24 protein-coding genes and 1 pseudogene are annotated in these 25,745 nt (G+C 70.3%); 18 read left to right on the plus strand and 7 right to left on the minus strand.

What is annotated here, in order from left to right; all coding sequences use genetic code 11:
- Nucleotides 1-26 precede the first annotated feature (26 nt).
- Genes ACVDFE_RS07290 through ACVDFE_RS07310 form a run of 5 tightly spaced genes read left to right on the plus strand, consistent with a single transcriptional unit; the run spans nt 27 to nt 4,216 of the window.
- Complete coding sequence (locus ACVDFE_RS07290) at nt 27-611, plus strand: TetR/AcrR family transcriptional regulator (protein WP_360394327.1); 585 nt, start codon at nt 27-29, stop codon at nt 609-611.
- Nucleotides 612-668: 57 nt separating this feature from the next.
- Nucleotides 669-1,202 carry an RNA polymerase sigma factor gene (locus tag ACVDFE_RS07295; protein ID WP_360394330.1) on the plus strand — a complete coding sequence of 178 codons (534 nt, stop codon included), beginning with the start codon at nt 669-671 and terminating at the stop codon, nt 1,200-1,202.
- Nucleotides 1,199-1,963 carry a hypothetical protein gene (locus tag ACVDFE_RS07300; protein ID WP_360394332.1) on the plus strand — a complete coding sequence of 255 codons (765 nt, stop codon included), beginning with the start codon at nt 1,199-1,201 and terminating at the stop codon, nt 1,961-1,963. Before ACVDFE_RS07295 ends, ACVDFE_RS07300 begins: the two co-directional genes overlap by 4 nt.
- Nucleotides 1,964-1,988: 25 nt before the next feature.
- The gene (gene purB, locus ACVDFE_RS07305) at nt 1,989-3,407 is read left to right on the plus strand and encodes an adenylosuccinate lyase (protein ID WP_360394335.1); all 1,419 of its coding nucleotides are present in this window, start codon (nt 1,989-1,991) and stop codon (nt 3,405-3,407) included.
- A gap of 2 nt (nt 3,408-3,409) precedes the next feature.
- Nucleotides 3,410-4,216: an MOSC domain-containing protein gene (locus ACVDFE_RS07310; RefSeq protein ID WP_458429973.1), complete on the plus strand. Its 807-nt coding sequence runs from the start codon at nt 3,410-3,412 to the stop codon at nt 4,214-4,216.
- Here the strand turns inward: ACVDFE_RS07310 and ACVDFE_RS07315 are convergent.
- Nucleotides 4,213-4,650, minus strand: coding sequence for a hypothetical protein (locus ACVDFE_RS07315; protein WP_360394340.1), 438 nt, complete (start codon nt 4,648-4,650; stop codon nt 4,213-4,215). The two genes, ACVDFE_RS07310 and ACVDFE_RS07315, sit on opposite strands and share 4 nt — an antisense overlap.
- A gap of 86 nt (nt 4,651-4,736) precedes the next feature.
- On the opposite strand from ACVDFE_RS07315, the gene ACVDFE_RS07320 reads away from it, so the two are divergent.
- Together ACVDFE_RS07320 and ACVDFE_RS07325 are read left to right on the plus strand one after the other, a co-directional pair.
- Entirely contained in the window at nt 4,737-5,612 is an 876-nt protein-coding gene (locus tag ACVDFE_RS07320) for a phosphoribosylaminoimidazolesuccinocarboxamide synthase (RefSeq protein ID WP_360394343.1), read from the plus strand.
- Between the two features lie 50 nt (nt 5,613-5,662).
- The gene (locus tag ACVDFE_RS07325) at nt 5,663-6,313 is read left to right on the plus strand and encodes a DUF2334 domain-containing protein (protein ID WP_458429975.1); all 651 of its coding nucleotides are present in this window, start codon (nt 5,663-5,665) and stop codon (nt 6,311-6,313) included.
- Here the strand turns inward: ACVDFE_RS07325 and ACVDFE_RS07330 are convergent.
- Entirely contained in the window at nt 6,276-6,899 is a 624-nt protein-coding gene (locus tag ACVDFE_RS07330; RefSeq protein WP_458429976.1) for an MBL fold metallo-hydrolase, read from the minus strand. The two genes, ACVDFE_RS07325 and ACVDFE_RS07330, sit on opposite strands and share 38 nt — an antisense overlap.
- Before the next feature lie 318 nt (nt 6,900-7,217).
- Between ACVDFE_RS07330 and ACVDFE_RS07335 the strand changes: the two genes are divergently transcribed.
- Complete coding sequence (locus tag ACVDFE_RS07335) at nt 7,218-8,093, plus strand: trypsin-like serine peptidase (protein WP_458429978.1); 876 nt, start codon at nt 7,218-7,220, stop codon at nt 8,091-8,093.
- On the opposite strand, the gene ACVDFE_RS07340 is transcribed toward ACVDFE_RS07335, so the two are convergent.
- Complete coding sequence (locus tag ACVDFE_RS07340) at nt 8,077-9,057, minus strand: NAD-dependent epimerase/dehydratase family protein (RefSeq protein WP_360394354.1); 981 nt, start codon at nt 9,055-9,057, stop codon at nt 8,077-8,079. The two genes, ACVDFE_RS07335 and ACVDFE_RS07340, sit on opposite strands and share 17 nt — an antisense overlap.
- 115 nt (nt 9,058-9,172) lie before the next feature.
- Here ACVDFE_RS07340 and ACVDFE_RS07345 point away from each other — a divergent pair, with 115 nt between their 5' ends.
- The 4 genes from ACVDFE_RS07345 to purL all read left to right on the plus strand — a co-directional run bounded on the left by ACVDFE_RS07345 (nt 9,173) and on the right by purL (nt 13,114).
- Nucleotides 9,173-9,706 (plus strand): hypothetical protein, encoded by a 534-nt coding sequence (locus ACVDFE_RS07345; RefSeq protein ID WP_458429980.1) that lies wholly within the window; start codon nt 9,173-9,175, stop codon nt 9,704-9,706.
- A 239-nt stretch (nt 9,707-9,945) separates the two neighbouring features.
- Nucleotides 9,946-10,185 (plus strand): phosphoribosylformylglycinamidine synthase subunit PurS, encoded by a 240-nt coding sequence (gene purS / locus ACVDFE_RS07350; RefSeq protein ID WP_053739663.1) that lies wholly within the window; start codon nt 9,946-9,948, stop codon nt 10,183-10,185.
- On the plus strand, nt 10,182-10,856 hold the full coding sequence (purQ, locus tag ACVDFE_RS07355; protein WP_458429982.1) for a phosphoribosylformylglycinamidine synthase subunit PurQ: 675 nt from the start codon (nt 10,182-10,184) through the stop codon (nt 10,854-10,856). Before purS ends, purQ begins: the two co-directional genes overlap by 4 nt.
- Entirely contained in the window at nt 10,853-13,114 is a 2,262-nt protein-coding gene (gene purL / locus ACVDFE_RS07360) for a phosphoribosylformylglycinamidine synthase subunit PurL (RefSeq protein WP_458429984.1), read from the plus strand. Before purQ ends, purL begins: the two co-directional genes overlap by 4 nt.
- 70 nt (nt 13,115-13,184) lie before the next feature.
- Here the strand turns inward: purL and ACVDFE_RS07365 are convergent, their stop codons facing one another.
- Both ACVDFE_RS07365 and ACVDFE_RS07370 read right to left on the minus strand, forming a co-directional pair.
- Nucleotides 13,185-13,973, minus strand: a complete 789-nt coding sequence (locus ACVDFE_RS07365; RefSeq protein ID WP_360394365.1) for a lysozyme — start codon at nt 13,971-13,973, stop codon at nt 13,185-13,187.
- A gap of 42 nt (nt 13,974-14,015) precedes the next feature.
- Entirely contained in the window at nt 14,016-14,855 is an 840-nt protein-coding gene (locus ACVDFE_RS07370; RefSeq protein ID WP_360394368.1) for an aldo/keto reductase, read from the minus strand.
- A 78-nt stretch (nt 14,856-14,933) separates the two neighbouring features.
- Here ACVDFE_RS07370 and ACVDFE_RS07375 point away from each other — a divergent pair, with 78 nt between their 5' ends.
- The gene (locus ACVDFE_RS07375) at nt 14,934-15,827 is read left to right on the plus strand and encodes a LysR family transcriptional regulator (RefSeq protein ID WP_458429987.1); all 894 of its coding nucleotides are present in this window, start codon (nt 14,934-14,936) and stop codon (nt 15,825-15,827) included.
- Nucleotides 15,828-15,980: 153 nt separating this feature from the next.
- Here the strand turns inward: ACVDFE_RS07375 and ACVDFE_RS07380 are convergent.
- Nucleotides 15,981-16,427: pseudogene (locus ACVDFE_RS07380) on the minus strand (hypothetical protein); the annotation flags it as partial.
- 454 nt (nt 16,428-16,881) lie between these two features.
- On the opposite strand from ACVDFE_RS07380, the gene ACVDFE_RS07385 reads away from it, so the two are divergent.
- The 3 genes from ACVDFE_RS07385 to ACVDFE_RS07395 are packed head-to-tail and all read left to right on the plus strand — an operon-like array spanning nt 16,882 to nt 21,746.
- A complete protein-coding gene (locus ACVDFE_RS07385) occupies nt 16,882-17,706 on the plus strand; it encodes an SAM-dependent methyltransferase (RefSeq protein ID WP_458429988.1) in 825 nt (274 codons plus the stop codon).
- A gap of 60 nt (nt 17,707-17,766) precedes the next feature.
- Nucleotides 17,767-19,932, plus strand: coding sequence for a putative bifunctional diguanylate cyclase/phosphodiesterase (locus ACVDFE_RS07390; protein WP_458429989.1), 2,166 nt, complete (start codon nt 17,767-17,769; stop codon nt 19,930-19,932).
- A 20-nt stretch (nt 19,933-19,952) separates the two neighbouring features.
- Nucleotides 19,953-21,746 carry a glycoside hydrolase family 15 protein gene (locus tag ACVDFE_RS07395; protein WP_458429990.1) on the plus strand — a complete coding sequence of 598 codons (1,794 nt, stop codon included), beginning with the start codon at nt 19,953-19,955 and terminating at the stop codon, nt 21,744-21,746.
- Here ACVDFE_RS07395 and ACVDFE_RS07400 read toward each other — a convergent pair.
- Nucleotides 21,739-24,381, minus strand: a complete 2,643-nt coding sequence (locus ACVDFE_RS07400; protein ID WP_458429991.1) for a glycosyl hydrolase 2 galactose-binding domain-containing protein — start codon at nt 24,379-24,381, stop codon at nt 21,739-21,741. The two genes, ACVDFE_RS07395 and ACVDFE_RS07400, sit on opposite strands and share 8 nt — an antisense overlap.
- A gap of 151 nt (nt 24,382-24,532) precedes the next feature.
- Here ACVDFE_RS07400 and ACVDFE_RS07405 point away from each other — a divergent pair, with 151 nt between their 5' ends.
- Nucleotides 24,533-25,126 (plus strand): DUF3558 domain-containing protein, encoded by a 594-nt coding sequence (locus tag ACVDFE_RS07405; RefSeq protein WP_458429993.1) that lies wholly within the window; start codon nt 24,533-24,535, stop codon nt 25,124-25,126.
- Between the two features lie 115 nt (nt 25,127-25,241).
- Nucleotides 25,242-25,604: a transcriptional regulator gene (locus tag ACVDFE_RS07410; protein WP_458429994.1), complete on the plus strand. Its 363-nt coding sequence runs from the start codon at nt 25,242-25,244 to the stop codon at nt 25,602-25,604.
- Nucleotides 25,605-25,745: the final 141 nt, after the last annotated feature.

A 25,745-nucleotide genomic window follows, 5' to 3' on the forward strand; every position in this document is an offset into this window, starting at 1 on the left:
CGCTCGCCCAGTACTCTGGCCCGACTATGACCGCAGCAACTCCCAAGGGGGAGCGCCGCAGGCAGGCGCTTGTGGAGGCCGCGGCCGAACTGCTCGTGGAGGGCGGGTTCGACGCGGTCCGGCACCGCGCGGTCGCCGAACGCGCAGGTCTGCCGCTCGCGTCCACCACGTACTACTTCGACTCGCTCGACGAGCTCGTGACCGCGGCGGTCGAGCTGCACGGCCGCGCCGAGCTCGCGAGCAGCAGGGAGAAGCTGGCCGCGCTGCCGCACGGGACCGTCGACGACGACGCGTTGATCCAGCTGGTCCTCGACCTGCTGGTCGGCCCGGACGTCACCGACACCGAGACGATGCTGCTGCGCTACGAACGCCTTGTCGCGACCGGCCGCCGCCCCTACCTGCGGCCGTTGATGCGGGTCATGGGCTCCGAGCTGCAGGACCTGATCTCCGCGATCTTCGCCCGCTCCGGCCGCGCACTGCCCGCCGACCGGGTCGAGGAGCTGATCGCGCTCGTGGACGGCACGATGGTGAACGCGTTCATCGAGCTGAAGTCCGATCCACGCGGTGTCGCGGCGAGAATGCTCCGAAAGGCCCTTTCGCGTCACGAGTGATGCAACCCCGCGTTACCCCGGTGCGTTCCCCTGGATGAGGACGCGAGAGGGGATCGCATGCGCAAGGCCGATGAACAGGGCTTCCGCGAGTTCGCGGCAGCCAATGCCGCGAGCTTGCGCCGCACCGCGTACCTGTTCTGCGGGGACTGGCACACCGCAGAGGACCTCATGCAGTCCAGCCTCATGAAGATGTACCTGGCCTGGAAGCGCATCAAGGGCCTGGACAACCTGATCGCCTACGCCCGCAAGGTGCTGCTGCGCACCTGGCTGGACGAGAAGCGCAGGCCGTGGCGCAGGGCCGAGCAGCGCGACGGGGAGCTGCCCGACGCCGCCGACGAGCGGGTCGACCCCGACCACACCAGCGCGAAGCTGTGGGCGCGTGAGCTGGTGCACACCGCGTTGCTCCAGGTCCCGCCACGGCAACGGGCGGTGCTCGTGCTGCGTTACTTCGAGGACCTCTCGGTCGCCGAGGTGGCGGTGGCCATGGGGTGCTCGGAGGGAACGGTCAAGAGCCAGACGGCGCGTGGCCTCGCGACGCTGCGCACCATCGTGGAGAAGCTCGACAGCAGTTCGGGGAGGGTCGCGTCGTGAGTGAGCAGGAGATCCGCGAGGGGATGCTGCTGGCCGTCTGGGACGAGCCGCCCCTCGACTTCGACCCGGACGCCCTGATGAGGCGGGCCGAGCAGAAAAAAAGTCGCAGGCGAGCACTGGTCAGCGTGGGAGTGGCCACCGCCCTGATCGTCGTGTCCGCCTTCGCACTGCCGGGGCTGCTGCCCAAGACCGGTGACGACGACCAGATCGCGGCGCGGCGCACCGAGAGCAGCGCGCCCACGTCGACCGAGTCGCCGAACGCCCGCAGCGTGCGCATCGGCGACGCCCTCGCGGCGAAGCTGCAGACCGTGCGCCGGGAGCTGCGCGACGTCTCCGCCTACGTCCAGCCGGGCATGCAGGTGGTCCAGGGCACCTCGACGACGAAGCCGCCCTCGCCCGGCTCCGCGCCGGACCCGTCCCTGAGCGGTTACGTGTACCTGACCGACGACATCGGGCCGACCGCGTTGCTGCTCACGACCACGAGCACCCCGAAGAGCTCGCGGCTGGAGTGCATCGGCGCGGTCACGTGCAAGGAGATGCCCGTCGACGACGGGTCGAAGATCATCGAGGCCGAGTACCTCGACGGGACCTCGACGGTCGTCAGGGCCGTGTCCACCCGCGTCTTCGAGAGCGGTTACACCGTGAAGCTGTCGGCGTTCACCACGAACCCGGCGACGGGCAGCGGTCTGCGGGCGCAGCTGCCGGTGTCTGTGGACGTGCTCACAACGATGCTCACCGACGGCCGCATCCGCTGGGAGTGAGTCCGACGTGCACTAACCTGGCGGCGTGACCAAGCCGCGCATCGCCAACGTCCTCGCAGGTCGCTACGCCTCCACGTCGCTCGCGACGCTCTGGTCGGCCGAGCACAAGATCGTGCTGGAGCGCCAGCTGTGGCTCGCGGTCCTGCGCGCGCAGGCGGCCGCCGGCATCGACGTGCCGGACGGCGCGGTGGCCGACTACGAACGCGTGCTGGAGCAGGTCGACCTGGAGTCGATCGCGGCCCGCGAGCGGGTGACGCGGCACGACGTGAAGGCGCGCATCGAGGAGTTCAACGCCCTCGCCGGTCACGAGCACGTGCACAAGGGCATGACCTCGCGCGACCTCACCGAGAACGTCGAGCAGCTGCAGGTGCTGCGGTCGCTGGAGCTCGTCCGCGGCAAGACCGCGGCGGTGCTGGGCCGGCTGGCGCGCCTGGCCGCCGAGCACACCGACCTGGTGATGGCCGGCCGTTCGCACAACGTCGCCGCGCAGGCCACGACGCTGGGCAAGCGGTTCGCCACGGCCGCCGACGAGCTGCTGGTGGCGTTCTCCCGGCTCGACGAGCTGATCTCGCGGTACCCGTTGCGCGGCATCAAGGGCCCGGTCGGCACCGCGCAGGACATGCTCGACCTGCTCGGCTCCGGCGAGAAGCTGGCCGAGCTGGAACGCACGATCGCGGGCCACCTCGGCTTCGAGCGCGTGCTGACCTCGGTCGGCCAGGTGTACCCGCGCTCCCTGGACTTCGACGTGGTGTCGACGCTGGTGCAGCTCGCGGCGGCGCCGTCGTCGCTCGCGAAGACCATCCGGCTGATGGCGGGCCACGAGCTGGTGACCGAGGGCTTCAAACCCGGCCAGGTCGGGTCCAGCGCCATGCCGCACAAGATGAACACCCGGTCGTGCGAACGCGTGAACGGCTTCGCGGTGATCCTGCGCGGCTACCTGTCAATGGTCGGCGAGCTCGCGGGCGACCAGTGGAACGAGGGCGACGTCTCCTGCTCGGTCGTGCGCCGGGTGGCGCTGCCCGACGCGTTCTTCGCGTTCGACGGGCTGCTGGAGACGTTCCTGACCGTGCTGGACGAGTTCGGCGCGTACCCGGCCGTCGTCGCCCGTGAGCTGGACCGCTACCTGCCGTTCCTCGGCACGACGAAGGTGCTGATGGCGGCCGTGCGCGCGGGTGTCGGCCGGGAGACCGCGCACGAGGCCATCAAGGAGAACGCCGTCGCCGTGGCGCTCGCGATGCGCGAGGAGGGCCTGGCGCAGAACGACCTGCTGGACCGCCTCGCCGCCGACGAGCGCCTGCCGCTCGACCGCGCGGCCCTGGACGCGCTGCTCGCGGATCGGCTGTCGTTCACCGGCGTGGCGTCGGCGCAGGTCGCCGCGGTCGTCGAGCAGGTGGCCGCGGTCGTCGAGAAGTACCCGGCGTACGAGCCGGAGCCGATCCTGTGATCGTGTCCGGGCTGTTCGCCTACCCGGTCAAGGGGTGCGGCGGCGTCGCCGTCACGTCGTCCGCCGTGGACCTCACCGGGCTGCGCGACGACCGGATGATGATGCTGGTGTCGGCCGAGGACGGCGTGTTCCTGTCGCAGCGGAACACGCCCGCGCTCGCCGCACTGCGACCGTCCCTCGTGGACTCGGCGCTGCGGGTCGGCGGCGAGTCGTTCCCGGTGGTCGCCGACGGGCCGCGCATCCCGGTCGTGGTGCACAAGTGGGACGGCTTCGGCGTCGACCAGGGCGACGACGCCGCCGCGTACTTCTCCGACGTGCTCGGTCAGGCGGTCCGGCTGGTGCGGATGCCACAGGACGTGCGCAGGGAGTCGGGCGGGCAGACCGAGGGCCTGGTGGGCTACGCGGACGCGCACCCGCTGCTGGTGCTGTCGCTGTCCTCTTTGGACGGCCTGAACGAACGCGTCCTGGACCGCGGCGGCGAACCGGTGCCGATGGACCGCTTCCGCCCCAACGTGGTGATCTCCGGCTGGCCGGAGCCGCACACCGAGGACCGGGTGCGGCGCGCGGTCATCGGCGACGTGGAGCTGGGCTACGCCAAGGACTGCGTGCGCTGCTCGGTGCCGCTGGTCGACCAGGACACCGGTCTGCGCGCGGGCCCGGAGCCGATCCGCACGCTCGCCTCCTACCGGCGCGACCCGGACGGCGGCGTGACCTTCGGGATGAAGGCGGCCGTCGTCCGCGCGGGATCGCTCGCCGTCGGCGACGAGGTCGACGTCCTGGAGTGGGCCCCTCCGGCTTCCCCGGCCTAGGCCTGCTGCCAGCGGAGGCGGTCGGCCCGCCGGTCGTCCTTGCGGCACACGAGCGCCTGCCCGCGCAGGTCGACACCGCCGGCACCCTCGGGAGCACAGCGCGCGCCTTCGTTCACGAGGAGACCCCGCTGCGGCGGCTCCGTCGTGGTGACCACCGGCGCGGGTGGCGGCGGCTGCACGGGCGGCGGCGCCGGCCTGCGCGTGGTGGTCGTGGTCGTCGTGGTGGTGGTCGTCGTGGTCGTGGTCTTGACCGTGATCTCGGCGAGCTCGGGCGTCGGCACGAGGCTGACCTGCTGGGTCGTGCTCGCGCCCAGACCGGGGGCCGGTGCGGACGACTGCGGACCGGAGTCGCCGCCCCACCCCGCGACGGCGAGCACGACGAGCAGTCCCGCACTGGCGGTTGCCGGGATCAACAGGGCCTTTCGGGTGAGCACGGGGTGCACCTTAAATGGCCGGACGCCCGATCTGTAGTGGTGCGGTGGCCGGAAGCCGGCCGACCCGCCCGGCTAGGCTGACCGGCGTGCCAACGCTCGCTGACTACCAGCACGTCGCCAGGGGCAAGGTCCGCGACCTGTACGACGTCGACGACGAGCTGCTGCTGTTCGTCGCGTCCGACCGGATCTCGGCCTACGACCACGTCCTGAGCACCGCGATCCCGGACAAGGGCCGCGTGCTCACCGCGATGAGCGTGTTCTGGTTCGAGCGGCTCGGCCCGAACCACCTGGTCGCCGCCGACGACCCGCGGATTCCCGCCGAGGTGCGCGGACGGGCGTTGCTGGTGCGCAAGCTGGCCATGGTCGACGTCGAGTGCGTGGCGCGCGGGTACCTCACCGGCTCCGGCATGGCCGACTACCGGCAGACCGGCGCGGTGTGCGGGATCGAGCTGCCGGAGGGCCTGGTCGAGGCCGACGAGCTGGACCCGCCGATCTTCACGCCGGCGTCCAAGGCGGAGATCGGGCAGCACGACGAGAACGTGTCGTTCGACGTCATCGCCGCCAAGCACGGCGTCGAGCTGGCCACGAAGCTGCGTGACCGCACCATCGAGCTGTACAGCGAAGCGCGCGCGTACGCCAAGACGCGCGGCCTGATCCTCGCCGACACCAAGTTCGAGTTCGGGCTGGACAAGCAGGGCGAGCTGATCCTCGCCGACGAGGTCTTCACGCCCGACTCGTCGCGCTACTGGCCCGCCGAGGGCTACGCGCCGGGCCGGGTGCAGCCGTCGTTCGACAAGCAGTACGTGCGCGACTGGCTGACCTCGGACGCGTCCGGCTGGGACCGGCGCTCGGACACCCCGCCGCCCCCGCTGCCCGACGAGGTCGTCGAAGCCACCCGCGAGCGCTACGTCGAGGCCTACGAGCTGCTGACCGGCCGGTCCTTCGCCGACTGGCTCGCGTGAGTTAGCTCCGGTTTCACGCGGACGTCACCACGGCATGGCGCACTCGTCGGGTGCACTCACAGCTCGTGGTCTCACTGTCCGGCATCGGTCCGCAGACCCTCGACCGGTGCGCTGATCTGGCCGCGGCCCTCCAGCCGCGGCGGGTGCCGTTGTCGCTGCTCGTGGTCCCCCGCGAGCTCGCCACGGCGCAGGACTGGGTGCGGCAGCGCGCCGCGCTCGGCGACGCCGTCGTGCTGCACGGCCTCGGTCAACGCAGGCTCCCCGCGTACGAGGCGGGGCTTCTGCTGACGGGCGCCCGTGTGCAGATGGACGCCATCGGGTTGAACGTCGACACGTTCGCGCCACGGCGCTGTGTGGCGTCGCCCGGGACGTTGATCGCGCTGGCCAAGCACAAGTTCAAGCTCTGCGCCGACGCCCACGCCGTGCGGGACGTCGGCACCGGGCTCGCGACGCTCGGGCGGCTGCACGCGCTGACCGAGCGCAGCAACTTCGGTGAGCTGCGGTCGCTGGCGCTGGTCTACGCGGCGGCCAGGTCCGCGCGGCGCGGTGGGCTCACGCGGATCACCGTGGACGCGCGCGACCTGCACCGTGCGGGGGCGCGGCAGGCCGTGCTCGACGCCGTGGACGTGGCCCTCGCCCACGACGCCGTGCCGACCACCTACGTCAGACTTCCGACTCCTCGCCCCGCTGCAGTGGCCTGACCTCGGTTCCGGCCGGCTTGAGGTTCTCGAAGTGGTGGTAGGCCATCTGCGGCATGGCCAGCACCGCCTCGTGGATCGGCACGGCCACGCGCGGCTTCACGGCGCGCATGAAGTCGATGGCCTCACCGGTGCGCATCCAGGGCGCGCCGGAGGGGAGGCCGAGCACGTCGACGTCCTCGTCGGGCACGAACAGGGCGTCGCCGGGGTGGTAGAACGCACCGTCGCCGACGACGTAGCCGGTGTTCGGGACGACCGGGATGTCCTGGTGGATGACCGCGTGCTGACCGCCGACGGCCTTGACGGTCGTGTCGCCGACCTTCAGCACATCACCCGGCCGTGCGACGGTCGGGTGCTCGACGCTCGGCGCGGTCCCCTCGTCCACGACCAGCAACGCCCGCGGGTTCGACCTGAGCAGCGCGGGCAGCTTCTCGGCGTCGACGTGGTCGGCGTGCTGGTGCGTGATCATGATCGCGTCCAGGTCTACCAGGTCCTCGAACCCGGACGAGAAGGTGCCGGGGTCGATCAGGATGCGGGTGCTGCCGGTGTCGAGCAGCACACAGGCATGACCGAAATGGACAACTTGCATGGATTCCTCCATTACCGACGTTCGGCGGGCTGACACGGTCAGGTGACGTCGGAAGTATCAAAGGGCATGAGGAAAACCCTGCAACTCCTCACGGCACTGGCGCTGGCCCTGCCGATGACGACCGTTGTCCCTGCCACCACCACCACGTCTACACCTGCTCAGGCGCAATCGCCGCAGTCACAGGAAATCGGCACCGAGGAATCCGTCTCGGTCCGCGTGGGCGGCCTCAGCCGTTCGACGACCGTCGAACGGCCCGGATCGGGATACGTGAAGCTGCATTTCACGGATCTGCGCATTTTGCCGGGTGACGTGCTCACGGTGTCGAACCCTGACGGCACCGAGAAGTACACCTACACCCGCGACCTGAAGTCCTCGCTGACCGCCACCGTCGACGCGACCGGCTTCTGGGCCATGTCGATCACCGGCGACAGGGCGGTGGTGTCGGTGAGCAGCCCGCTCAGCCGCGCCCGCGTCGACAAGCTCACCCGCGGCTACACCGAGGCGGAGATGTCCGCGCAGCCGTCCGTGCAGAGCATCTGCGGCACGAACGACTACAAGGACGCCGTCTGCTACCAGTCCAGCAACCCGACCGAGTGGGGCAAGACGCCGGCCGTGGCGAAGCTGCTGCGCAACGGCAGCTCGCTGTGCACCGCGTGGCGGGTCGGCCCCAACAACCGCATGCTGACCAACGAGCACTGCTTCACCAGCACCACCGGCATCGAGGTGTGGTTCAACTACCAGTGCCCCACCTGCGGCGGCACGGCCACGGCCACCGTCACGAAGGTGCTGGCGGCCCAGGTCCTGAAGTACAGCGCCGCGCTGGACTACACCCTCTTCACCGTGAACAACTTCGCGGCCATCAGCTCGTTCGGCTACCTCGAACTGGACGCGCGCGTTCCGGCCGTGGGTGAGGAGATGTACATCGTCGGCCACCCGGCCGGGAAGCTGAAGAAGCTGTCGTTGCGCGACGACAGCAACGGCGGCGGCTACTGCGCCGTGCGGGCCGTACGGGTCAACGGCAGCTCGTCGCAGTCCGACATCAGCTACATGTGCGACACCGAGGGCGGCTCGTCCGGTTCGCCGGTGCTGTCGAGGCGCACGCACAAGGTGATCGGGCTGCACCACTTCGGCGGCTGCCCGAACCAGGGCGTGCGCATCGACCTCGTCGCCGCGCAGGTCAACCCGCTGCTGTAAGGACCTCCGCCTCCTCGTCGGGCGTCAGTCCCGCCTTGCGGGGCCGGTCCACCCCGAGGCCGCGCTCGTACTCCAGCGAGTCGAGCGCGGTCTCGGCCAGCGGCCTGGTCCGCAACCCGTTCGCCAGCGCGGCGCTGACGTCGCGGCCGACCATCTTCGCCCACTCCCGCGGCAACCACAGCGGCAACGACCGCGGCCCGGCCCACGGGTTGACCCCGAGCTGTTCGAGCACGCTCTCCGCCACCGGCACGAGCTGCGTCCCCGGCGCCGCCGTGGCCCCGGCGATCTCCCCGATGGCCATCTGGAACGGCATGACCGGCCCGGTCGAGTCGAACGTGCCGGTCACCCGCTCCTCGGCCGCGAACACGATCCACCGCGCCAGGTCCCGCACGTCGATGTGCTGGAACCCCAGCTCAGGGCTGTCCGGCACCACCACCCGGCCACCTCTGCTGAGCCTGGCGGGCCAGTACCCGAACCGGTCGCTCGGGTCGTCCGGCCCGGTGATCAGCCCGGCCCTGACGATGAACTCCTTGCCCTGCACGGCCTCCCTGACCGCGTTCTCGCTCGCGACCTTGACGCTGCCGTACCGCTCGGACGTGAACTCCTGCGCCGGATCGTCCTCGAGCGGCGGCAACAGCTCGTCGCTGCCCGACGCGTGGTCGGCGTAGACCGAGATGCTGCTGACGAACGTCCAGTGCGGCGTGGTCGCCCCGAACGCCTCCAACGCGTCCCGCACCCAGGTCACCGAGTACTTCGACACGTCGATGACGGCGTCGAACCGCTCCCCGGCGAGCTGGTCGAACGCGCCGGGCCGGTTCCTGTCCATCGAGACCAAGCGCGCACCTTCGGGTACTTCGCCCGAGGCGCCACGAGCACCGCACACCACGTCGTGGCCCCGGCGGACCGCCTCCGCCGTGACGGCCTTGCTGAGGAACACGGTTCCGCCGAGCACCAGGATCTTCATGATCCCAGCATCCGTCCGGAACACCGCGGACGCCAGCGCGCTCCGCTGACGGCGAAACGCGCTCGATCGGCTGGACTTCCTGCAGTGTCGTTCGGCCCCGGCCGATGAACGTTCCGTGAGTCTGCACGCCTTCGTCGACGAGTCGCGGCGAAACAACACCTACCTGCTGGCCGTCGCACTGGTCTCGCCCGGCGAGCTCGCCAGGTTCCGCAGGTCCCTCCGCGGGCTGCTGATGCCGGGTCAGCACGAGCTGCACTGCAAGAAGGAGACACCGAGCCGGCGCAGGTTGATCGCGTCCCGTCTCGTCGCCGAGCGGGTCTCCGTGCGGCTGTACACCCGCAGCTGCGGTGCGGGTGACGAGGCCGCTCGGCAGACGTGCCTGGAGAACCTCGTCGCCGACCTGCTCAAGGTCGACGCGCACCGGCTCGTCCTCGACTCGCGCGACCAGCGCGACCGCTTCGACGCCCAGACGATCCGCACCGCACTGGGGCCCGCACCCTGGTCGTCGAACCTCGTCTACGAGCACCGCCGGAGCACCAGCGAGGAGCTGCTGTGGATCGCGGACGTCGTGGCGTGGTGCCACGGCTCCGGAGGCGAATGGCGGGAGCGGGTGTCACCGGTCGTCGAGTCGGTCGTCGACCTGAACTGACCCCGGAAAGCGCGATACCCAGCCGCCGACCGTCCGGACGTGGGCTGGGTACACTTCCTCGGCTTACGGGCCTCGGCGACCCCCACATTACCAAACAGTGCCCCCGGGACAAGCCGCTTCACCCGATGGTGGAACCCGGTGAAGATGTGCCCCCGAACACCTGTCGAGTTGATGAACACCCAGGTCAGGTAGGCTCTCCGGGTACCGCCAGCCCCCTCGAATCCCGGGAGCAGTCTGTCGTGGCCCGAGTCGTCGTCGACGTCATGCCGAAGCCCGAAATTCTCGACCCGCAAGGCCAGGCGGTGGCGAACGCGCTGCCGCGCCTCGGTTTTGACGGCATCACCGCTGTCCGCCAGGGCAAGCACTTCGAGCTGGAGGTCGCCGACGACGTCGACGACGCCACGCTCGCCAAGATCGCTGAGACCTTCCTCGCGAACCCCGTGATCGAGGACTGGACCGTGCGCAGGGTCGACGCATGAGGGTCGGGGTCATCACCTTCCCCGGCACCCTCGACGACGTCGACGCACAGCGAGCCGTCAGGTACGCGGACGGGGAGGCCGTGCCGCTCTGGCACGGCGACCACGACCTGAAGGGCGTTGACGCGGTCATCGTCCCCGGCGGGTTCTCCTACGGCGACTACCTGCGCTGCGGTGCCATCGCCCGGTTCGCGCCGGTCATGCAGGAGGTGGTCGAGGCCGCGAACAGGGGGATGCCCGTGCTGGGCATCTGCAACGGCTTCCAGATCCTCGCCGAGGCCCACCTGCTGCCGGGTGCGCTGGTCCGCAACCACAAGCTGCACTTCGTGTGCCGCGACCAGTGGTTGAAGGTCGAGAACAACAGCACCGCGTGGACCACCCGTTACGACGCCGGCGCCGAGGTCCTCGTGCCGCTGAAGTCGGGTGAGGGCGGCTACCAGGCCGACGACCGGACCCTCGACGAGCTCGAAGGTGAAGGCCGCGTCGTCTTCCGGTACGTCGGCGAGAACCCCAACGGCAGCCGCAACAACATCGCGGGCATCACGAACGCCAGGGGCAACGTCGTCGGCCTCATGCCGCACCCCGAGCACGCGATCGACGCGCTCACCGGCCCGACGGACGACGGACTGGGGATGTTCCTGTCCCTCCTCGACGCAGTGCAGGTGAAGGCATGACCGTGGACACCGTCAAGAACGCCGAGAGCACCCCCGACCAGGAGCAGCCCTACAAGGAGCTGGGCCTGAAGGACGACGAGTACGCGCGCATCAAGGAGATCCTCGGCCGCAGGCCGACGGACGCCGAGCTCGCCATGTACTCGGTCATGTGGAGCGAGCACTGCTCCTACAAGTCGTCCAAGGTGCACCTGAAGTACTTCGGCGAGACCACGACCGACGAGATGAAGTCGAAGATGCTCGCGGGCATCGGCGAGAACGCCGGTGTGGTCGACATCGGTGACGGCTGGGCGGTCACGTTCAAGGCCGAGAGCCACAACCACCCGTCCTACGTCGAGCCCTACCAGGGTGCGGCGACGGGGGTCGGCGGCATCGTGCGCGACATCCTCGCGATGGGTGCCCGGCCGCTCGCGGTCATGGACCCGCTGCGCTTCGGCGCGCCGGACGCGCCCGACACCAGGCGCGTGCTGCCCGGCATCGTCGCGGGCGTCGGAGGCTACGGCAACTGCCTCGGCCTGCCGAACATCGGCGGCGAGGTCGTGTTCGACGAGACCTACCAGGGCAACCCGCTGGTCAACGCGCTGTGCGTCGGCGCGATGAAGGTCGAGGACCTGCACCTGGCGCACGCGTCCGGTGCCGGCAACAAGGTCATCCTCTACGGCGCGCGCACCGGCCTCGACGGCATCGGTGGCGTGTCCGTGCTCGCGAGCGAGACGTTCGACGACACGGCCGGCAAGCGCAAGAAGCTGCCGAGCGTGCAGGTCGGCGACCCGTTCACCGAGAAGGTGCTGATCGAGTGCTCCCTGGAGCTCTTCGAGAAGGGCATCGTCGTCGGCATCCAGGACCTCGGCGGCGCGGGTCTGTCCTGCGCCACGAGCGAGCTGGCGTCCGCGGGCGACGGCGGCATGCACGTGTGGCTCGACCGGGTTCCGCTGCGGGCCACGGGCATGACGCCGGCGGAGATCCTGTCCAGCGAGTCCCAGGAACGCATGTGCGCGGTCGTCGAGCCGCACAACGTCGACGCGTTCATGGAGGTCTGCCGCAAGTGGGACGTCATCGCCACCGAGATCGGTGAGGTGACGGAAGGCAACCGCCTGGTCATCACGTACCACGACGAGGTCGTCGTGGACGTGCCGCCGCGGACCGTCGCCCACGAGGGCCCGGTCTACAACCGGCCGATCCAGCGGCCCGCCGACCAGGACGAGCTGCAGGCGAACACGCCGGACGCCCTCGCGAAGCCCGCGAAGGACGAGCTGCTGGAGCTGATCAAGTCCCAGGCGGCCAGCCCCAACCTGGCCTCCAAGCGGTGGGTCACCCAGCAGTACGACCGGTACGTGCGCGGTGGCACGGTCCTGGCGCAGCCCAGCGACGGCGGCATGATCCGCATCGGCGAGGACACGCACCGCGGTGTGGCGCTCTCGACCGACTGCAACGGCCGCTACACCAAGCTCGACCCGTACGCGGGTGCGCAGCTGGCGCTGGCCGAGGCCTACCGCAACGTCGCCGCCACCGGTGCCACGCCGGTCGCGGTCACGAACTGCCTCAACTTCGGCTCGCCGGAGGACCCCGGTGTCATGTGGCAGTTCGAGCAGGCCGTGAAGGGCCTCGCGGACGGCTGCGTGGAGCTGGGCATCCCGGTGACCGGCGGCAACGTCAGCTTCTACAACCAGACCGGTTCCACGGCGATCCTGCCGACGCCGGTCGTGGGCGTGCTCGGCGTGATCGACGACGTGCGGCGCCGCATCCCCACCGGGATCGGGGCCGAGGCCGGCGAGACGCTGCTGCTGCTCGGTGAGACGCGCGCCGAGTTCGGCGGGTCGGAGTGGGCGCACGTCGTCCACCGCCACCTCGGCGGTCTGCCGCCGAAGGTCGACCTGCAGCGCGAGAAGCTGCTCGGCGAGGTCCTCGTCGCGGGCTCCCGCGACGGCATGGTCTCCGCCGCGCACGACCTGTCCGAGGGCGGTCTGGCCCAGGCCCTGGTCGAGACGTGCCTCATCGGCGAGACGGGTGCGCGGGTCTTCCTGGAGGGCGACCTGTTCACCGAGCTCTTCAGCGAGTCGGCCGGCCGTGTGCTCGTGGCCGTTCCTCGCACCGAGGAGCAGCGCTTCACCGACATGTGCACCGCGCGCGCTCTGCCGTGGCGCAAGGTCGGCGTCGTCGACCCGGAGTCGGGCGCCCTGGAGATCCAGGACCTCGGCTCGCTGCCCCTGACCGAGCTCCGCGAGGCCTGGGAAGCCACCCTCCCAGCCCTGTTCGACTGACGCTTCAACCGCACGCGGGGAGCTTTCGTACTCTCGGAGAGTACGAAAGCTCCCCGCGTGCGTTGAGCGGTCAACGGGCGGCCAGGCGGGCCAGTTGGTCGTACTTGCCGTTGAAGAGGTTCTGGTCGCCGGGGAAGAAGCCGGCGGCCTGCCACTGCCAGATGGTGTGGAAGGTGAAGCCGGCCGGGAGCGGTCCGAGCTCGTCGGCGTAGCGCGCGATCCACAACGGGTGGTGCTCGCCGAAGTTGTACGAGCCGCCGACGCACTTGTTCCACCAGTTCGTGGACGTGTAGATCGCCGGATACCGTTTCGTGCGCGCGTAGACCGTGTCGCTGAACGAGCGCACCCACGTCGTCAGCTCCGCCTGGGACATGTCGTAACAGGTGTCGCCGTACGGGTTGTACTCCATGTCCAGCGCGGGTGGCAGGGTCTTGCTGTTCGGCGTCCAGCCCCCGCCGTTGTCGACGAAGAAGTTCGCCTGCTCGGCGCCGTCGGAGCGGTCGGGCAGCGCGAAGTGGTACGCGCCGCGGATCATGCCGACGCCGAGCGAGCCGTTGTACTGCTGGGCGTAGTCCGGGTTCTTGTAGTCGGTGCCCTCGGTCGCCTTGACGTAGGCGAACCGCGCACCCTTGGCCCACGAGTCCGCCCAGTCGACGTCACCCTGGTGGCTGCTGACGTCCATGCCGGGCACCTTGCCGTCTGCCGGTGGTGCTGCGGCCGTCCGGGTCCCCACCCCCTCGTGCCGGAGGATCTGTGAACCCGCGAAGTGGTCCGCGGAGCCCTCGGGCAAGGGCACCGCGGACGCGGGGGCCGGGGTCATCCCGGCGACGATCGCCGCAATGCTGATCAAGGTCCGCATGCACTAGATCGTGCGACCATTCGGCTCAGTCGGCCACCGGCTTCACCCGTCCAGGCGGGTCAGCTCCTCCGCGGTCAGCTCCAGGTGGGTCGCCGCTGCCGAGTCCGTGGTGCTCGCCGGCCGGGAAGCACCCGGGATGGGGATGACGACCTCGGACTTGGCCAGCATCCACGCCAGGCACGCCTGGTGCGGGCTGACCCCGTGCGCGTCGCCGACCTCCTTGAACGGCCCGCTCAGCGCGCCCGCCTTGCCGATGCCGCCGAACGGGCTCCACGGCAGGAACGCGATGCCGAGCTTGTCGCACAGCTCCAGCTCCGGCTCGCTCGACCGGAACGACGGCGAGAACTGGTTCTGCACGGCGGCCAGCCGACCGCCCAGGACCTCGTTGGCCTGCACGATCTCCTCGGGGTTGAAGTTCGACACGCCCGCGTAGCGGATCTTGCCGTTGTCCAGCAGCTCGGCGAGCGCCCCGACCGACTCGGTGATCGGCGTCTTCGGGTCCGGCCGGTGGAACTGGTAGAGGAAGATCTGGTCTACACCCAGCCGCCGCAACGACCCGTCGACCGCCTTGCGCAGGTACTCGGGCCGTCCGTCGAGCGCCCAGCCGCCACCCTCGACGCGCGTGTGACCGCCCTTCGTCGCGACGAACACCTCCTCGGAACGACCGCGCAACCCCTCGGCGATCAGCTCCTCGTTGTGCCCGAAGTCGCTGTCGTCGAGCGAGTAGGCGTCGGCGGTGTCGATGAACGTCACGCCCGCGTCGAGCGCGGCGTGGATGGTCTCGATGGCCTGTGCGCGGTCCGGCCGGCCCTGGACCGACATGGGCATGCCGCCCAGTCCGATGGCGCTGACCTCGACTTCTCCGATTCGGCGCTTCTGCATGCCCTCCACTCTGCTCCACCTGCATTAAGCTGTCCAACGCAGAGAAGTGATCTCATTGAGCACCGCAGGTGATGAATCGTGGAACTCCGGCAGCTGGAGCACTTCGTCGCGGTCGCCGAGGAGTCCCATTTCACCAGGGCGGCGCGGCGCCTGCACATCGCCCAGTCGGGGCTGTCGGCGTCGATCCGCGCGCTGGAGGTCGAGCTCGGCGCGCCGCTGTTCCTGCGCACCACCCGCCAGGTCGAGCTGACCGAGGCGGGCCGCGCGCTGCTCCCGGAGGCCCGGCGCGCGCTGGGCACCGTCGAGTCGGCGCGCGACGCCGTGGCCGCCGTACAAGGGCTGCTGCGCGGCACGTTGTCCGTCGGCAGCCTGCAGTGCCTGCACGTGGTGCACCTGCCGGCCGTGCTGGCGCGGTTCCACGAGCTGCACCCCGGCGTGGAGATCCGGATGCGCCAGTCCGGCAACGCCGAGCTGGTCGAGGACGTCCGCGCCGGGCGGCTCGACCTCGCCTTCGTGACGCGCCGGCCGAGGATGCCCGACGACCTCCGGGTGTCCACTTTGGCCAGTGAACCGCTCGTGCTCGCCTGTGCGCCGGAAAGTCCCTTCGCCACCAGGGAAAGCGTCGAGCTGACCGAGCTGAGGGGGCAGGCGTTCGTCGACTTCAACGCCGACTGGGGCACGCGCGACGAGGTCGACCGCACCCTCACCGCGGCCGGGGTCGAGCGGCACGTCGCCGTCGAGGTCAACGACGTGCACTCACTTCTGGACTTCGTCGGGTTCGGTCTCGGGGTTGCGCTCGTCCCGCAGTCCTTCGCGGTGAAGCCCACCAGGGCGCACTTCGTCGGCCTGCGCGGGGACGTGCCCGTTGCCGAGACCGCGGTCGTCACCGGTCACGCGGTCAGCGCCGCCGCGCGCGTCCTGCTGGACGTGGTCGCCGAGGCGCGGGCGGGGCGTCTGCGTGCCGCCGGATAGCGACCAACCCTCCTTGGGCGTGCGCAGAGCGGTGCCGGGCAACAACCTCAGCTCGCCCACCTGCTCCGGCGGTGGCGGGTCGACGAGCGCCAGGAACGTGCCGACGGTGGCACCGCGGAAGTCCACCCTGCCGTGGAACTTGCACTCGGTGAACGCGAGCCCGCCCTCGAACCGCGCCTCCGGTACCGAGAGCCGGCCGTGGAAGGTCGAACCGGAGAACAACGCCCGGCTGCGCACGTGCAGCTCGCGGAACTCGGTGATGCCGTAGAACTGCGCGCGCCGGCAGACGAACCGGTGCACCCGCCGCCCGTCGAGCTGGAAGTACTCCAGCGCGGCACCGGTCAGGTCGAGGTCGTAGAAGTCCTTCCTGTTCCTGTCCCCCCACGACAGCAGGTCGCGGATCAGCCGTTGCGCGGTGCGGCGGACCTGCTGCTCGCGCTGGACCTCCGGGTCGACCGTGACGAACACCGTGTCCGGGTCCGCGCGCTCGTGCTCCCACGACGGGTGCGTGAACGGGCGGCGCAGGTACGCGCACAGCACGTCGAGCACGGTCTGCGTGTAGCGCGGCGTCGAGTTCGCGAGCCACACCAGCGCGTGCATCGCGCCCACGCGCACCTGGTCGGCCTCGTTGCCGAGCAGCTCGACCGAGCGCGCGAACCGCTCGTCGGCGACCTTGTCGCTCTCCAGCAGGTGCTTGCGGTCGTTGAGCCACAACGCGTAGACCGCGATGACGGCACCACCGGCGACACCGGCGGTCTTCACGACCTCCACCGCGGGTGCCTTGAGCCACCACAGCGCCACGGCGGTGCCCGCGGTGACGAGAGCGGCCGAGATGACGGCGAAGAGCCACTTCACGTCAGTTCCTCCACGTCAGCGGCAGGTCGGGCTCGTGGGAACGCCACGAGGGAGGCGGGGAGGGTGGGAGCAGCACGGTCTTCTGGTGGTGCTTGCGCCGATCGGCAAGCCGCAGGAACCTCACGAGGTCCGCATTCTGCCAACGGCGCGATGTGCAACGCTGGCGGATCGGCCCATGACGTGGGTGCGCGGATCCGACGTGGAGGTAGCGGTGGAGCGGCCGAACTGGGCACCGGGGGACATCGACCTGGAACGGCCGAGCGTCGCACGGGTCTACGACTACTGGTTGGGCGGCGCGCACAACTTCGCGGCCGACCGCGCGGTCGGGCAGCGGGCCCTGGAGGTCATGCCCGAGCTGCGCGACGTCATCCTCAACCACCGCGCGTTCCTGCGCCGGGTCGTGCGCCACCTGCTCGGCGCGGGCGTCCAGCAGTTCCTCGACCTGGGCTCCGGCATCCCGACCGTGGGCAACGTCCACGAGATCGCGCAGGGCACCGACCCGGCCGCGAAGGTCGTCTACGTCGACGTCGACCCGGTCGCCGTGGCCCACAGCCGGTCGCTGCTGAACGGCAACGGACGGGTGGCCGTGCTGCAGGCCGACGTGCGCGACCCCGCGGCCGTGCTGGGCTCGCCCGAGGTCGGCGGCCTGCTGGACTTCGACCAGCCGATCGCCGTGCTGATGATCGCGCTGCTGCACTTCGTGTCCGACGAGGAGGACCCGCTGGGCATCATCGGCGGGTACCGCGACCGGCTCGCACCGGGCAGCCACCTCGCCATCTCCCACGCCGGGTACGAGGCGGACGAGGAGACCGGCTCGTACCGGGCCGTGCGCAGCGTGTACGACCGCGACGTCACCCCGATGACGTACCGCAACGAGGCTGAGTTCACCCGTTTGTTCGACGGGTTCGACCTGGTGGAGCCGGGTGTGGTGCGGTTGCCGGCCTGGCGGCCCGAGTCGCCGGACGACCTGAACGGCTCGCGAACGCCCTTCCCGGCGTTCGGCGCGCTGGGCCGGAAGGCGTAAAGGTGACTGCGCACGGCAACCGCCCGTATGCTGCGCGTTCGTGGCGTTAGGGCCGAGACGATGACCGAACGGGTTGACCACCGGGTGCGCGACGACCGCTCTCCCTCGGACCCGGCCGTGTTGGCCGGTGCCGAGTCGTTCGCGCGCAGCTGGGCGACGGCCGTCATCGGGTCCAGCTACGTCCCCATGACCAGGGCCGAGGTCGCCCAGCACCTGCAGGACCTGACCGTGCTGCTGGTCGAGGCGCTCTACGCGAGCCCGTTCCGCACCGAGCCCGGCTACGAGATCGGCTCCCGGCTGGTCGACGCGCACTTCACCGGCACCGACACCCTCGGCCGCACGGTCCAGCTGCTCGGTGACGACCTGCTGGCCGAGCTGGGCGCGGTCGACGACACGCGGTTGCGGTCCCGGCTGGCCGCGCTGCAGGGCGCCCTGTCCGCCGGGTACGCCCGCGCGCTGCGGGAACGCACGCTCGCCGAGCAGGAGGCGATCAGGGCGGCCGTGCTGGACGCCCGCGACCAGGCGGAGGCGGCGCTGCGGGCCTCGGAGGCCCGGTTCCGCGCCATGTTCACCGAGGCCGCGATCGGCATCGGCATCGCCGCCATCGACGGCCGGATACTGGACGTCAACCAGGCGTTGCAGGACATGCTCGGCTTCAGCGTCGAGGAGATGCGCCAGTACAACGTGCGCGACCTCATGCACCCCGAGGACGCGGGCAGCGTGTGGCGGCTCTACGACCAGCTCATCGCGGGCGAGTGCGACCACTACCGGGCCGAGAAGCGCTTCCACCGCGCTGACGGCGAGCAGGTGTGGACGCACCTGACGCTGTCGCTGGTCCGCGACGACCACGGCGAGCCGCAGTACCAGGTGGCGATGATCGAGGACGTCACCGACCGGCACCTGCTGCAGAACCGGCTGCGCTACCAGGCGCTGCACGACCCGCTGACCGGGCTGCCGAACCGGGCGCTGTTCCTGGAACGCCTCGGCCGGGTGTTCAACAACCGCGGCAAGCACCAGCGGGCCGGCCTCTGCTACCTGGACCTCGACGGTTTCAAGGTCATCAACGACTCGCTCGGCCACGACGTCGGCGATCAGTTGCTGGTCGAGGTCGGGCGCAGGCTCGACCACTCGGTGTCCGGCGAGGGCAAGCTGGTCGCCCGCATGGGCGGCGACGAGTTCGTGATCCTGGTCGAGGGCTCGTCCGGTGAACAGGACATCGTCGACGTGGCCGGTCGGGTGCTGACCGAGCTGGAGGCACCGATCCGCATCGCCGGCCACGAGCTGTCGGTGTCGGCCTCGATCGGCATCGTCGAACGGCAGCTGTCCGGCACCACGGCCGCCGACCTGATGCGCGACGCGGACATCACGCTGTACTGGGCGAAGGCCGACGGCAAGGCGCGCTGGGCGTTGTACGACCCGGAGCGCAACGCCCGCGAGGTTGCCCGCTTCACGTTGTCCGCCACGATGCCGCGCGCGTTGGAACGCGACGAGTTCTACGTCGAGTACCAGCCGCTGGTGCGGCTGGAGGACTCCACGGTCGTCGGCGTCGAGGCGCTGGTGCGCTGGCAGCACCCGGAGTTCGGGCGGCTCGCGCCGGACCGGTTCATCGAGCTGGCCGAGGAGACCGGGCTGATCGTCCCCTTGGGACGGTGGGTGCTGCGCAAGGCCTGCGAGGAGGCGCGGCGCTGGCTGGTCGAGTTCGGTGACGCGGCACCGTTCGTGTCGGTGAACCTCGCCGTGCGCCAGTCCCGCGACCCCGAGCTGGTGCGGGACGTGAAGCGCATCCTCGACGAGTGCGCGCTGCCGCCGCACCACCTGCAGCTGGAGCTGACCGAGTCGGCGATCATGGGCACCGCCGACGAGCCGTTGGAGGCGCTGCGAGCGTTGTGCGACATGGGTGTGCGCATCGCGATCGACGACTTCGGCACCGGCTACTCCAACCTGGCGTACCTCAAGCACCTGCCCGTGCACGAGCTGAAGATCGCCGGTTCGTTCATGGAGGGCCTGCGCGCCGAGAACGAGGAGGACCCGGTCGACGCGCAGATCGTGGCCACGCTGGTGCAGCTGGCGCACGCGCTGTCGTTGGGCGTCACCGCCGAGGGCGTCGAAACGCCTGCTCAGGCCGCACGGCTGCTGCGGCTGGGCTGCGACACCGGCCAGGGCTGGTTCTTCGCGCGGCCCGGTCCGCCCGAGGACATCGACAGCCTGCTGCGTGGTGATCTCTAGGTCGGGGAACTCCGAGTGCCATGAAGATCCTGGCGCTCGTCGTGCTCCTTCTCGTGGCGGTGACACCGGTCGTGCACGCCGCTGAGGTCGTCCCCCTCCCCGCGGACAAACAGGGGTTCGGCACGGCCAGAGGTGGCAGCCCGGTGTGGTTCACGCTCGGCCACCAAGGCCTGTCCGAGGTCTTCCACCCCGATCTGAGCACCCCGGCGACCCGCGAGACCCGGCTGCTGGTCGACGGCAGGCCCGGTCAGGCGCGGACCGAACCCGCCGACGACCGGTCGTTGACGTTCCGGCAGCGCTTGCGCGGTGAGGGCTGGCACGCCGTGCTCACCTACGTCACCGATCCGCAGCGTGCGGCCGTGCTGGCGGACGTGGAGTTCTGGGCCAAGCAGCCGATGAAGCTGACGATCGACCACGTGCCGATGAAGGGCGCGAGCACCGTCGAGAGCACGCTGCCCGCCGAACCCGTGCGGCACGCTCGTGGCACGTTCGCCGTCGGGTTCGGCGACGGCGTCGCACGGGCGGCGCTGAACCGCGATTTCCGTGTGGTGGCACGGGAGTACGCACGCGGCTGGCACCAGTACCTGGACGGGTTGAAGCGGCCGAGGTCGGCGGACCGGCGGCTCTACGACATGTCCGTGATGGTGCTGGCGGCGACCGAGGACAAGACGCACCCCGGTGCGTCCATCGCGTCGCCGAGCTTCCCGTGGGCCTTCGGGTCCGATCGGGAGCTGGCACCGGAGCTCGGCCCGTACGCGCTCGTGTGGCCGCGCGACCTCTACCACGTGTCCACCGCCATGATCGCCGCCGGCGACCGCGGGTTCGCCGAGCGCTCGCTGGACTTCATGCTGCGTGAGCAGCAGGAGCCGGACGGCCACCTGCCGCAGAACACGCGGGTCGACGGCACCCCGGTGTGGCTGAAGGTCCAGCTCGACCAGACCGCGGCACCGCTGCTGCTGGCGTGGCACCTGGACCGGCGCGACAGGTCCACGGTGGACGCTCTGCGCCGTTCGGCCGACTACCTGCTGAGCTACCCGGACGCGCCGTTCAGCGAGCAGGAGCGGTGGGAGAACCAGAGCGGGTACTCGCCGGCGACGATCGCGTCCGCGGTCGCGGGCCTGGTGTGCTTCGCGGACCTCCTGCGGCGCAACGGGGAGAACGCCGACCGCTACCTCGCCGCGGCCGACGCGTGGCAGCGGCAGGTCGAGGGCTGGACCGCGACGAGCACCGGCCCGTACGCGCCCAAGCCGTACTACCTGCGCGTCACCAAGGACGGGCAGCCCGACCAGGGTACGAAGTACAACCTCGGTGACAACAACCCGACCGACATCGACCAGCGGGCCGTCGTCGACCCGAGCTTCCTCGAACTGGTGCGGCTCGGCGTGAAGCGCGCCGACGACCCGGTCATCCGCAACACGGTCGCCGTGGTCGACGCGCAGCTGAAGGAACAGGGCTACTGGCACCGGTTCACGCAGGACGGCTACGGCGAGACCGCGGACGGCCGCCCGTGGGGCATCAACTGGCCGGAGCCGACCCGCACGTACGGGCGGCTGTGGCCGTTGCTCAGCGGTGAACGCGGCGAGTACGAGCTGCTCGCGGGCGACAAGGCGAGTGCAGCCAAGCGGTTGCGGGAGGTCGCGGCGACGGCGAACAGCGGCCTGATGCTGCCCGAACAGGTGTGGGACGGCCGGGGCACGCAGTCGGCGACCCCGCTGGCCTGGACGCACGCCCAGTACGTGCGGCTGGCGTGGTCGCTCGACCGGGGCGAACCGGTCGAGCGACCTGCCGTGGTGGTCGAGCGGTACCTCAGCTGACGGACTTCTTCGCCACGTTGTGGCCGGAGACCTCCACGACGGGCCGGGCGGACCCGAGCGACGAGGACCGGTACTCGGCCTTCAGCGCCAGGGTCTCGCCCGGCCACAACGTCACGTAGTTGTCGCTCCACCGCGTCGGCAGCACCTCGGCACCGCCGGTGCCCTTGCGCAGCGACGCCCGCACGAAGAACGCCACGGTGCTGCCGGTGTTCTTCAGCGTCACGGTGGTGACCTGCCGGTCGTCACCGGCGGGTGCGGTCGACACGGTCGAGGTGACCGTGCCCGGCTTCAACGCGTTGAGGCCTTTGAGGTCCGCGTACCCGGACTGCGGCGTGTGGTACCAGGTGGAACCGCCGTAGTTCAGCGTGTCGGGCTTGGTGGAGAGCCAGTAGACGTTGCGGTCCACCACCTGGCCGGCCGCGTCCTTGAGCAGCAGGCGCACGAAGTACGTGGTGGACAGCCCGGACGGCTGCGGCAGCAGGCCGGCCTTGGTGGGACCGTTGGCCGCCGCGGTCACGGCCCGGGTCTCGTCGGCCTTCTGCGTGCCGTCGAGGTTGAACAGGGTGATCTGCAGCCGGTGGCCGGTGGCCGGGTGCAGGCTCGTGTTCATGACGGACAGCGACTTGTCGTCGTAGGAGTACTGGGCGTGCAACGGCCGCAGTCCCGCCTTGGCGCCGAAGTACGACCCCGCGGTGGCGAGGTAGTAGTCGTACAGGTGCCAGTAGAGCGTCGGCCAGGCGTTGTTGAGCATCCAGTAGATGACACCGGTCGACGGGTTGGTCGCGTCGCTGAAGTTGTCGCCGAACGCCTCGAACTGCGCGCGGTTCGTCTCGTAGTTCGCGAGCTGCGCCTTGCGGACCAGGTCCTCGGCGTTCGCCGGCTTGCCGTAGCGGTTGTCGAGCGCGGTGCCCCAGAACGTCAGCTTGTCGAACGTGGCCGACGGCGACAGGTGGTACTGCGTCGCGTTGTAGTCGGTGAGTCTGTTGATCTCGGCGGCGGACAGGAACTTCTTCAGCTCGTCCATCTCGGGGATGGTCGCGCCGGGGCCGATCTCGGAGGCGAACCCGGCCGCGCCGCCGAGCTGCTTGGTGTGCCAGTAGACCGGCGGCTCCCACCAGTACGGGCCGTCCATCTTCATGCCGGGCTTGCCCAGCTGCGGCGAGCCGATGTTCTTGGCCGACGAGATGACCGGCAGGTTCCACTCGGCCCGCTGCAACGCGTCGAGGTAGGTCTTCTCCAGGCCGGCGCCGGGTGCGGCGTCGGAGCCGATCATGAACCCGATCATGCTCGGGTGGTTGCGGATGCGCCGTGCCTCGCTCTCCGCGGACTCGCCGGCGACCCGGTCGTCCTCGGCGTCGAACGAGTCGTACCGCTCCCACTTCGAGCAGCACTCCCAGCCGGTGAGGATCATGATGCCGCGCTGGTCGGCCAGGTCGTAGAGCTCGTCGTTCTCCGGCTTGCCCTCCAGCCGGAGGGTGTTCATGCCCATGGCCTTCACGAGGTCGAGCTGGTCCTCGACGTAGCGCACGTCCGTGCGCAGGAACAGGTCCGAGGCCCAGCCACCGCCGCGGATCAGGAACGGCTTGCCGTTGACGGTGAACTGCCGTCCGGTGCCGCGGAGGCTCGACGACACCTCGCGGACGCCGAAGGTGGTCTTCGCGCTGTCGGACGCGGTGGTGCCGACGTTCGCGGTGAGCACGGCCTCGTAGAGCGGCTGCGCGCCCATCTGGAACGGCCACCACACCCGCGGGTCCCGCAGGTCCTGGGTGAACGTCACGGTCCTGGTCTGGTTGGCCGCGAGCTGCACCCGCTGCTTGAGGACCTGACCGGCGACCGCGGCGGTGACCTCGGTGGTGACCGGCTGGCCGGTGTTGTTGCGCGCGTCGACCTTCGTGGTGATCTTCGCGCTGGTCAGGGCCGGCAGCGGCAGGTCGGTGTCGACGCGCGGGTTGCGCAGCGAGACCGGGCCGCTCGGTTCGAACGTGACGTCGCGGAAGATCCCCTGGTTGCGGTCGGGCGGCAGCTGCGCCCAGTCGATGAAGTGGATCAGCAGTTCGTTCTGCGGGTCGGCCGGCGTCGCCTTGATCGCGAGCGCGTTGTCGCCCTTGCGCAGCAACGGCGTCACGTCGAACTCGTGCGTCGGGTACGCGCCGACGACCTGGTCGGTGCCGGCGACCTTGCTGCCGTTCAACCAGATCTCGCCGCGGGCGATGATGCCGCCCTTGAGCCGGAGGAACGTGTGCACGCCCGGCTGCGGGTCGGCGCTGAACACCTTGCGGTACCACCAGGCGACCTTGAAGTCGCCGGCGTCGACCTGCTTCATGTTCTCGGAGAACCGGACGTCCGGGTACCGGCCGTTGGCCACCAGGCCGGCCATGACGGTGGACCGCGCGGGCACCGTCAGCCACCCGGTGTCCGAATAGGCCGGTCCGGAGATCACGTCACCGGCCTGCGCGGCCCTGGCGCTGCTCTGCATGCGCCAGTCGGGGACGGTGGAGGCGGTACCGGGCCGTGCGGTCACGGTCAGCGCCGCTCCCGTGCCGGGCACCGGACCCGCGGCCGCCGTGGTGGGCACCAGCAGTGCTAGCCCCAGGGCCGCCACGGCCAGTGCCGGTAGTGGTCGGTTGCGCAGCATGTCGCTCCTCGACGCATCGGGGCGGCGGCGCTCCGGGTTATCGTAAAGAAGGTTTCCTTTCAGTGGGGGTCACCGGCAATGGGCCGTGCGGGTGACTCGGCTCACCGCAATCGCGACACTCCGCGTTCGGCGATCCGATACGTTGACCGTCATGCGTCGCGTGGTGGTCCCGTTCCTGCTGGCAGCGGTCCTGACCGGGTGTTCTTCCACCGAACCCGGCACCCCCTCCGCGGGCGGGCAGACCTCGGCCGGCACGCAGACCGGGACGTCTGCGAAGAGCGCACCGGTGAACCGCCCCAGAGCCGTCGACCTGCTGGCGCTCGACCCGTGCACGCTGGTGACCCCCGAGACCAGGACCGCGCTCGGCATCCGCAGCGTGCAGCCCGGCACGCCCGACGCCGACTACGGCGAAGGCAGCAGGGGGTGCGGCACGAGCTACGAGGACCGCAAGTTCCTCTGGAGCATCGACACCGTGGTCAACGGTGGCGCCGACCGGCTGAAGAGGACGGTCGGCCAGGCGACCGGGCTGACCGAGCTGGAGGTCGCCGGGTACCCCGCCTACCTCGCCACCGGCCGGTCCGGGAACAGGACGGCCCAGTGCGAGGTCTTCCTCGACGCCAACGAAGGGCAGCTGTTGAGGGTTGCGGTGACCGCCGGTCTGGGTAATGACTCCACGGCGGACAGCGCGTGTGAGAGGGCCAAGCCGCTCGCGGAGGCAGCGGGGTCGGCGCTCCGGGCGAAGTGAGCAGAACTACTCGCTTTTACCGGGAACCGGTCACCCGCGTCATGCATCAGAGCTAAAGTCGTTCCAAATGCACACGCGGCCCCGATCCTGAGGGCCGTACTGAGGAGGGTGTGCCGTGCATCTCGCGGATGGTGGGGGTACTTCGTCGCCTCCGGAGTTCGGTCAACGCAGGCTGAAGGTGGACCCGTCCGCCATTCCCCAGGCGAGGGCGGCGTTCGAGCGCGCGTTGGACGAGTTCGAGGCCAAGATCGAACGTTCGTCGGACGCGCTGCCCACCAGGCCCTGGGCCGGTGACCCGATCAGCAGCGAGACCTCCAAGGCGTTCAACGAGCAGACCAGCGAGAAGGCCCTGGCCGCGCTGGTGTTCTACAAGAAGCAGCTCATCGGGGTCATCGACCAGCTCCGCGCGATCGAGGAGCAGTACCGCATGGTCGAGGGCGACAACACCGCCCTCTGGGGAAAGCACCTGCAGGGCTGAGAGGAGGGGACTGACCGATGAGCGACCACCGCTTCCAGGGGTACGCACACCCCGAGCTGTACAAGATGATCAACTCCGGCCCCGGCGTCTCCGCCTCCATCCCGGTCGAGGGCGGCTGGAAGACGATCGCCGCCTCGCTCG

It is taken from the genome of Lentzea chajnantorensis (assembly GCF_054300775.1).

What these genes read in the sequence shown, in the direction of transcription:
- ACVDFE_RS07290 (WP_360394327.1), top strand. Translation starts at nt 27, where the DNA reads ATGACCGCAGCAACTCCCAAGGGGGAGCGCCGCAGGCAGGCGCTTGTG.
- ACVDFE_RS07295 (WP_360394330.1), top strand. Translation starts at nt 669, where the DNA reads ATGCGCAAGGCCGATGAACAGGGCTTCCGCGAGTTCGCGGCAGCCAAT.
- ACVDFE_RS07330 (WP_458429976.1), bottom strand. Translation starts at nt 6,899, where the DNA reads ATGCAAGTTGTCCATTTCGGTCATGCCTGTGTGCTGCTCGACACCGGC.
- ACVDFE_RS07340 (WP_360394354.1), bottom strand. Translation starts at nt 9,057, where the DNA reads ATGAAGATCCTGGTGCTCGGCGGAACCGTGTTCCTCAGCAAGGCCGTC.
- purQ (WP_458429982.1), top strand. Translation starts at nt 10,182, where the DNA reads ATGAGGGTCGGGGTCATCACCTTCCCCGGCACCCTCGACGACGTCGAC.
- purL (WP_458429984.1), top strand. Translation starts at nt 10,853, where the DNA reads ATGACCGTGGACACCGTCAAGAACGCCGAGAGCACCCCCGACCAGGAG.
- ACVDFE_RS07365 (WP_360394365.1), bottom strand. Translation starts at nt 13,973, where the DNA reads ATGCGGACCTTGATCAGCATTGCGGCGATCGTCGCCGGGATGACCCCG.
- ACVDFE_RS07370 (WP_360394368.1), bottom strand. Translation starts at nt 14,855, where the DNA reads ATGCAGAAGCGCCGAATCGGAGAAGTCGAGGTCAGCGCCATCGGACTG.
- ACVDFE_RS07390 (WP_458429989.1), top strand. Translation starts at nt 17,767, where the DNA reads ATGACCGAACGGGTTGACCACCGGGTGCGCGACGACCGCTCTCCCTCG.
- ACVDFE_RS07395 (WP_458429990.1), top strand. Translation starts at nt 19,953, where the DNA reads ATGAAGATCCTGGCGCTCGTCGTGCTCCTTCTCGTGGCGGTGACACCG.
- ACVDFE_RS07400 (WP_458429991.1), bottom strand. Translation starts at nt 24,381, where the DNA reads ATGCTGCGCAACCGACCACTACCGGCACTGGCCGTGGCGGCCCTGGGG.
- ACVDFE_RS07405 (WP_458429993.1), top strand. Translation starts at nt 24,533, where the DNA reads ATGCGTCGCGTGGTGGTCCCGTTCCTGCTGGCAGCGGTCCTGACCGGG.